5 protein-coding genes are annotated in these 8,184 nt (G+C 66.7%); all 5 read left to right on the top strand.

What is annotated here, in order from left to right:
* Positions 1–4 precede the first annotated feature (4 nt).
* The 5 genes from O0J15_RS19590 to lpdA all read left to right on the top strand — a co-directional run bounded on the left by O0J15_RS19590 (position 5) and on the right by lpdA (position 8,088).
* The gene (locus O0J15_RS19590) at positions 5–1,420 is read left to right on the top strand and encodes a cupin domain-containing protein (protein ID WP_019660408.1); all 1,416 of its coding nucleotides are present in this window, start codon (positions 5–7) and stop codon (positions 1,418–1,420) included.
* A gap of 11 nt (positions 1,421–1,431) precedes the next feature.
* The gene (locus O0J15_RS19585) at positions 1,432–2,328 is read left to right on the top strand and encodes a GNAT family N-acetyltransferase (protein ID WP_155029822.1); all 897 of its coding nucleotides are present in this window, start codon (positions 1,432–1,434) and stop codon (positions 2,326–2,328) included.
* A gap of 187 nt (positions 2,329–2,515) precedes the next feature.
* Positions 2,516–5,347: a 2-oxoglutarate dehydrogenase E1 component gene (locus O0J15_RS19580; RefSeq protein ID WP_019660410.1), complete on the top strand. Its 2,832-nt coding sequence runs from the start codon at positions 2,516–2,518 to the stop codon at positions 5,345–5,347.
* A gap of 41 nt (positions 5,348–5,388) precedes the next feature.
* Positions 5,389–6,588: a dihydrolipoyllysine-residue succinyltransferase gene (sucB, locus tag O0J15_RS19575; RefSeq protein ID WP_019660411.1), complete on the top strand. Its 1,200-nt coding sequence runs from the start codon at positions 5,389–5,391 to the stop codon at positions 6,586–6,588.
* A gap of 63 nt (positions 6,589–6,651) precedes the next feature.
* Positions 6,652–8,088: a dihydrolipoyl dehydrogenase gene (gene lpdA, locus O0J15_RS19570; protein ID WP_019660412.1), complete on the top strand. Its 1,437-nt coding sequence runs from the start codon at positions 6,652–6,654 to the stop codon at positions 8,086–8,088.
* Positions 8,089–8,184 lie beyond the last annotated feature (96 nt).

Below are 8,184 nucleotides of genomic sequence, written 5' to 3'. Positions count from 1 at the left end.
CCCCATGGCCGCCCGCAAGTCCTCCGCCCCCCTGATCGAAGTCACCGCCCGCCCCGGCCAGCCGCTGGGCATGGCGCCGGCCACCTTCCTGCGCGACTTCTGGCAGAAACGCCCGCTGCTGATCCGCAACGCCTTCCCCAATTTCCAGACCCCGGTGCAGCCGGAAGACCTGGCCGGGCTGGCCTGCGAGGAAGGCGTGCTGGCGCGCCTGATCGAGCACGACAAGACCCAGGACGGCTGGCGCGTGCGCACCGGCCCGTTCCAGGAAGACGTGTTCCCCGCCCTGCCCGACCATGACTGGACCCTGCTGGTGCAGGACGTGGACAAGTGGGACCCGGACGTGCGCGCCCTGATCGAGCACTTCAGCTTCCTGCCGCGCTGGCGCATGGATGACGTGATGATCAGCTTCGCCGCCACCGGCGGCTCGGTCGGCGCCCATGTCGACCAGTACGACGTGTTCCTGCTGCAGGCCCACGGCCATCGCCGCTGGCAGATCGATGCCAGCGAATCGATCAAGGGCAGGCAGCCGCCGCTGGGCTTCCGCCCGGACGTGGAGCTGAAGCTGCTGAAGGTGTTCAAGCCCACCCACGACTGGGTGCTGGCGCCGGGCGACATGCTCTACCTGCCGCCGAACGTGCCGCACCACGGCGTCGCCGAAGACCCCTGCCTGACCTTCTCCTTCGGCATGCGCGCGCCGTCCTCGGCCGAGCTGATCAGCGACTACCTGGACACCCTGATTGCCGATGCCGACGAGAACATCCGCTATCAGGATGCCGACCTCAAGGTGCCGGCTGACCCGAACGAGATCGACACGGTGGCGATGGCGCGGGTGATCACCGCGCTCAACGCCATCCGCATGAACGACCCGGACAAGCTGGGTGACTGGTTCGGCCGTTTCATCACCACCTACCGCGCCGCCGGCGAAGTGATGGCTCACCAGGCCGCTCCCGCACCGGAGGAAGTGGTCCAGGCCCTGGCCTCGGGCCTGCTGCTGCAGCGTCACCCCTGGGCGCGCCTGGCCTGGCGCCGGGCCAAGCGTGGCGCCAGCCTGTACGTCAGCGGCCAGGACTTCGCGCTGCCGGTGAAGGACGCGCAGCGCCTGGCCGGCGCCGAGCAGCTCGATGCCGCCGCCTATCGCGGCCTGTCCGACAAGGGCCGCGCGGTGGTCCAGCAGCTGTTGGCCGGTGGCGTGTTCCAGCTGATCGATCCGAACGAGGTGTATGACGCTGAAGATGAGGATGACGGCGAAGACGCCGTGGTGCTCGGCGAAGTGGTTGAAGGCCGTGACCGTGTCGACGCGATCGACGCCGACGCGGTGTCCGACGATGTCCACACCGTGACCGTGCACGACGACGGCATCGAGGTCATCGTCAACTTCGAGGATCACGACGAAGACGACAGCGACGACGGTCGCGCCTGAGCCCTGCCGCCATGGTCCGGGTCCAGCAGGTCAGCCACGCCGACGCCCACGTTGCCATCCACGACGTGCGCCAACGCGTGTTCGTGCAGGAACAGGGCATCGCCGCCGAACTGGAACGCGACGCGCTGGACCCGGTCAGCGCCCATGTGCTGGCGCTGGACGCCGAAGGCCTGCCGGTCGGCACCGGCCGCCTGGCCCCCGATGGCCGCATCGGTCGCATGGCGGTGCTGGCCGACCATCGCAGCCAGGGCGTCGGTGAGGCTCTGCTGGAGGCACTGGTGGAGGCCGGGCGCCGGCTCGGCCTGGCCGAACTGCACCTGCACGCCCAGCTGCCCGCCCGCGACTTCTATGCCCGCCAGGGCTTCCTGCCCGAGGGCGAGGTGTTCGAGGAGGCCGGCATCGGCCACCAGCAGATGCGGCGGCGGCTGGGCGCGGCCAGCGCCATCGACAGCCGCTCCGAGGCCGTGGCGGCCACTACCGCCGTCATTCACCGCGCCCGTCGCCAGCTGTGGCTGCACAGCCGCCAGCTCGACCCGGGCCTGCTCGACACGCCTACGGTGCAGGCCGCGCTGCGCCGCTTCGTCACTGCCCGCCACGACAAGCAGCTGCGGGTGATCGTGCACGATGCCGCTGCGATCGCCGCTGCCGGCGCCCCACTGCTGGCGCTGGCCCAGCGCCTGCCCAGCGTGGTCCGGTTCCGCGAGGTCAGCGATCCGGTCGACCGTGCGTTGGCCTCGGCCTGCCTGCTCAACGATGCGGGCGACTTCTACTTTCGTCTGATCGGCCATCGCCTCGACGGCGAGGCCGGCATCGCACTGCCTGCACGTTCGCAGCCGTTCGAGCAGCAATTGCTGCGTGTCTGGGACCGTTCGCGCGATTGCAGCGAACTGCGCGCGCTCGGCATCTGAGCCGGCGCCGCCGACCCAACCTGTCTGGAACCGGCACCCGAGGACGCGGGTTGCCTGCGGCAATGCCCCTTCGTGGCCCGTTGGGGGTACAATTTGGCTGTTTGAACGCGCCCGCGCAGGGCTATTCATCATTCCTGCCGGGTCCTTCTGAAGCCATACCCCACAAAGCGAATCAACACCCTCCATCGTGGACAATCAACTGAAGCAGTTTGCGCAATCTTCGCAACTCGCCGGCGGCAACGCCTCCTATGTCGAGGACCTGTACGAGCAGTACCTGGTCTCCCCGGATAGTGTCGATCCCAAATGGAAAACCTACTTCGATGGCTTCAAGGGCCGTGAAGCAGGTGACATTCCGCACTCGGCCGTCATCTCCCACATCGCGGACGCGGCCAAGGATGCGCTGAAAGCTGGCACCGGCAGCGGTGCGGGCGACGAGCGCGAGCGCAATGTCGGTCGTCTGATCACCGCCTACCGCTCCCGCGGCCACCTCGACGCCCGCCTGGACCCGCTGGGCCTGGCCGCACCGGTCAACACCCCGGACCTGGGCCTGCCGTTCCACAGCCTGTCCGATGCCGACCTCAACAGCGAGTTCAGCACCGGCGGCGTCGGTGGCCAGCCGCGCATGAAGCTGCGCGACCTGCTGGCACGCCTGAAGGCGACCTACACCGGCTCGATCGGTGCGGAGTTCATGCACATCTCCGAGGTCGAGCAGCGCCAGTGGATCTACAAGAAGCTGGAAGCGGCCGGTGGCAACTACCAGCTGGACGCTGACACCCAGCGCCGCACCCTGGAGCGCCTGACCGCGGCCGAAGGCCTGGAGCGCTACCTGCACACCAAGTACGTCGGCCAGAAGCGCTTCTCGCTGGAAGGCGGCGACTCGCTGATCCCGATGATGGACACCATCATCCGCAGCGCCGGCAAGGATGGCGTCAAGGACGTGGTGATCGGCATGGCCCACCGCGGCCGCCTGAACGTGCTGGTCAACACCCTGGGCAAGAACCCGCGCAAGCTGTTCGACGAGTTCGAGGGCAAGTTCGAGCACGACGAGCACGCTTCGGCCGGCGACGTGAAGTACCACATGGGCTTCTCCGCCGACGTCGCCACTGAAGGCGGCCCGGTGCACCTGGCGCTGGCGTTCAACCCGTCGCACCTGGAAATCGCCGACCCGGTCGTGGCCGGTTCCGTGCGTTCGCGCCAGGAGCGCCGCAAGGACACCGCCCGCAAGCAGGTGATGCCGATCCTGATCCACGGCGACGCGGCCTTCTCCGGCCAGGGCGTGGTCATGGAGCTGTTCCAGATGTCGCAGGCCCGCGGCTTCGCCGTCGGTGGCACCGTGCACATCGTGGTCAACAACCAGGTGGGCTTCACCACCTCCAACCCGCTGGATACGCGCTCCACGCGCTATGCCACCGACGTGGCGAAGATGATCGCCGCGCCGGTACTGCACGTGAACGGCGATGATCCGGAAGCGGTGGTGTTCGCCGCGCAGCTGGCCTTCGAGTTCCGCCAGAAGTTCGCCAAGGACGTGGTCATCGACCTGATGTGCTACCGCCGTTGGGGCCACAACGAGGCCGACGAACCGGCAATCACCCAGCCGCTGATGTACCAGGTGATCCGCAAGCACCCGACCACCCGCGAGATGTACGCCGAGCAGCTGGAGAAGGCAGGCGTGATCGCCGCCGGTGCCGGCAAGGCGATGGTCGATGCCTACCGCGAGAAGCTGGACGCCGGTGAAGTGACCACCGAACTGGCCAAGGTCGAGAAGACCCCGCCGAGCAGCCCGCTGTTCGTCGATTGGCCGAAGCTGCTGGAAGGCAAGCTGTCCGACCCGGTCTCGACCAAGGTCGAGAAGAACAAGCTGGTCGAACTGGCCAGGCTGATCAACACCATCCCGGACGAAGTGCAGCTGCACTCGCGCGTGGCCAAGGTCTACGACGACCGCCGCAAGATGGCCGCCGGCGAGATTCCGGGCGACTGGGGCTTTGCCGAGAACCTGGCCTACGCCACCCTGCTCGACGAAGGCCATGCACTGCGCCTGGTCGGCCAGGACGTCGGCCGCGGTACGTTCACGCACCGCCACGCGATCCTGCACGACCAGAAGACCGACAACTACTACATGCCGCTGCGGCAGCTGGTGGATTCGCCGGAGAAGGCCACCGTCATCGACTCGCTGCTGAGCGAAGAAGCGGTGATGGCCTACGAATACGGCTTCTCCACCACCGATCCGAACACGCTGTGCATCTGGGAAGGCCAGTTCGGCGACTTCGCCAACGGCGCCCAGGTGGTGATCGACCAGTTCATCGCCGCCGGTGAAGCCAAGTGGGGCCGCATTTCCGGCCTGACCCTGCTGCTGCCGCACGGCTATGAAGGGCAAGGCCCCGAACACAGCTCGGCGCGCCTGGAGCGCTTCCTGCAGCTGTGCGCGCTGGAGAACATGCTGGTGGTCGTGCCGTCGACTCCGGCCCAGGCCTTCCACATGCTGCGTCGCCAGCTGCACATGACCACCCGCAAGCCGCTGGTGGTGATGTCGCCGAAGTCCCTGCTGCGCCACAAGCTGGCGGTGTCGACCCTCGACGAGCTGGCCAACGGCGAGTTCCAGCACCTGATCGGCGACGCCAATGCCGACGCCAAGAAGGTCAAGCGCGTGGTGCTGTGCTCGGGCAAGGTCTACTACGACCTGCTGGAGGACCAGACCAAGCGTGGCCAGGACGACGTGGCGATCATCCGCGTGGAGCAACTGTATCCGTTCCCGCGTGCGCTGCTGGCTGCCGAGCTGAAGAAGTACGGCAAGGCCACCGACGTGGTGTGGACGCAGGAAGAACCGCAGAATCAGGGCGCGTGGTACCAGATCCGCCACCACCTGCAGTTCTGCCTGGCCGATGGCCAGAACCTGCACTACGCCGGTCGCGCACGTTCGGCCTCGCCGGCTGCCGGTCACATGGCTGACCATGTCCGCGAGCAGCAGCAGCTGATCGCCGACGCACTGGTCAACCCGTTCAACGACCAGGTCGCTGAATAACTCTCCCCCCTATTTAGAAGACAAACCAGGAAGCTCCCGCAATGGCCACCGAAGTCAAAGCCCCGGTACTGCCCGAATCCGTCGCCGACGGCACCATCGCCACCTGGCACAAGAAGGTGGGCGACGCCGTCAAGCGCGACGAAAACCTGCTTGACCTGGAAACCGACAAGGTCGTCCTGGAAGTGCCGTCGCCGGTTGACGGCGTGCTCAAGGAAATCAAGTTCAAGGAAGGCGATACCGTGACCTCCAGTCAGGTCGTGGCGATCATCGAAGAAGGCGCCGTAGCTGCGGCTCCGGCCCCGGCCGCTGAAGAGAAGAAGGCTGAAGCCGCACCGGCCGCCGCTGCTCCGGCCGCTGCCGCTGCGCCGGCCCCGGCTGCCAAGTCGGCCGCCGACGCGCTGCCGCCGGGCGCCCGCTTCACCGCCATCACCGAAGGCGTGAACCCGGCCGACGTCGACGGCACCGGCCGTCGTGGCGCGGTGACCAAGGAAGACATCGTCAACTTCGCCCGCAACGGCGGCGCCGGCAAGGCCGGTGGCGCACGTCCGGAAGAGCGCGTGCCGATGACCCGCATCCGCAAGCGCATTGCCGAGCGCCTGATGGAGTCGAAGAACTCCACCGCCATGCTGACCACCTTCAACGAAGTCGACCTGTCCAAGGTTTCGGCCGCGCGCAAGGAGCTGCAGGACGAGTTCGTCAAGGCCCACGGCATCAAGCTGGGCTTCATGAGCTTCTTCGTGAAGGCCGCTGCCAACGCGCTGCAGCGCTTCCCGCTGGTCAACGCCTCGATCGACGGCGACGACATCATCTACCACGGCTACTCGGACATCTCGATCGCCGTCTCGACCGAAAAGGGCCTGGTCACGCCGGTCCTGCGCAACGTCGAGCGCATGTCGTTCGCCGACATCGAGAAGACCATCGCCGACTACGCCAAGAAGGCACGTGACGGCAAGCTGGGCCTGGAGGAACTGCAGGGCGGCACCTTCACCGTGACCAACGGCGGCACCTTCGGTTCGCTGCTGTCGACCCCGATCATCAACCCGCCGCAGAGCGCCATCCTGGGCATGCACGCCATCAAGGAGCGTCCGATCGCCCAGAACGGCCAGGTCGTGATCGCGCCGATGATGTACCTGGCGCTGTCCTACGACCACCGCATCATCGACGGCAAGGACTCGGTGCAGTTCCTGGTGGACATCAAGAACCAGCTGGAAAACCCGGGCCGCATGCTGTTCGGCCTGTAAGAAACCTCCCGCCCCTCCGCGCCTGCGCGGAGGGGTTCTGGTAATGCATCAAGGAGTAATTCAATGGCTGAACAATTCGACGTCGTCGTCATCGGTGCCGGCCCGGCCGGTTACCACGCTGCCATCCGCGCGGCCCAGCTGGGCCTGAAGACCGCCTGCATCGACGCAGCGCTGGGCAAGGACGGCAAGCCGGCCCTCGGCGGCACCTGCCTGCGCGTGGGCTGCATCCCGTCCAAGGCGCTGCTGGATTCCTCGCGCCAGTTCTGGAACATGGGCCACATCTTTGGCGACCACGGCATCAGCTTCAAGGATGCCAAGATCGACGTCGAGGCGATGATTGGCCGCAAGGACAAGATCGTCAAGCAGTTCACCGGCGGCATCGGCATGCTGTTCAAGGCCAACAAGGTCGCCGCCTATTACGGCTTCGGCCAGCTGCAGCCAGGCAACGTGGTCAAGGTGAAGCAGCACGACGGTTCGGAAGTCGAGCTGAAGGGCACCAACGTCATCATCGCGGCCGGTTCGGATTCGATCGAGCTGCCGTTCGCCAAGTTCGACGGCGAGACCATCGTCGACAACGTCGGCGGCCTGGACTTCACCGAAGTGCCGAACCGCCTGGCGGTGATCGGCGCCGGCGTGATCGGCCTGGAACTGGGCAGCGTGTGGAAGCGCCTGGGCGCTGAAGTGACCATCCTGGAAGCCATGCCGGAGTTCCTGGCCGCTGCTGACGCCGAAGTGGCCAAGACCGCTGCCAAGGAGTTCAAGAAGCAGGGCCTGGACATCAAGCTCAATGCCAAGGTTTCCAAGACCGAGATCACCGGCAAGGGCAAGAAGAAGGAAGTCATCGTCACCTACACCGACGCCGAAGGCGAAAAGACCCTGACCGTGGACAAGCTGCTGGTGGCCGTGGGCCGTCGCGCCGCCACCAAGGGCCTGCTGGCCGAAGGCACCGGCGTCAAGGTCAACGAGCGCGGCCAGATTGAAGTCGATGCGCACTGCCACACCGGCGTCGACGGCGTGTGGGCGGTCGGCGACTGCGTGCGCGGCCCGATGCTGGCGCACAAGGGCTTCGAGGAAGGCATCGCGGTGGCTGAGCTGATCGCCGGCCTGCCGGGCCACGTCAACTTCGACACCATCCCGTGGGTCATCTACACCGAGCCGGAACTGGCCTGGGTCGGCAAGACCGAAGCCCAGCTGAAGGCCGAGGGCATTCCGTACAAGGCCGGCAGCTTCCCGTTCGCCGCCAACGGCCGTGCCGTGGCGATGATCGAGCCGGCGGGCTTCGTGAAGATCCTGGCCCATGCCGAAACCGATCGCATCCTCGGCATGCACCTGGTCGGCGCCAACGTCTCCGAGCTGGTGCACGAAGGCGTGCTGACCATGGAATTCAGCGGCTCGGCCGACGACCTGGCCCGCATCTGCCACGCCCACCCGTCGCTGTCGGAAGTGATCCACGACGCGGCGATGGCGGTCAGCAAGCGCGCCATCCACAAGGCGAACTGATCGTTCGCGGGTTGTGCCGGCCGCTGGCCGGCATGGCCGGATGGAATGAACCCCGCGTCGGCGGGGGTTTTTTTTGGGGATTTACCAGTAGTGGGG

The organism is Stenotrophomonas sp. Sm10, from assembly GCF_030985515.1.
GTDB classification, from domain to species: Bacteria; Pseudomonadota; Gammaproteobacteria; order Xanthomonadales; family Xanthomonadaceae; genus Stenotrophomonas; species Stenotrophomonas hibiscicola.
The sequence above is the reverse complement of the archived record's forward strand: the minus strand, read 5'-3'. Positions and strand labels throughout refer to the sequence as shown.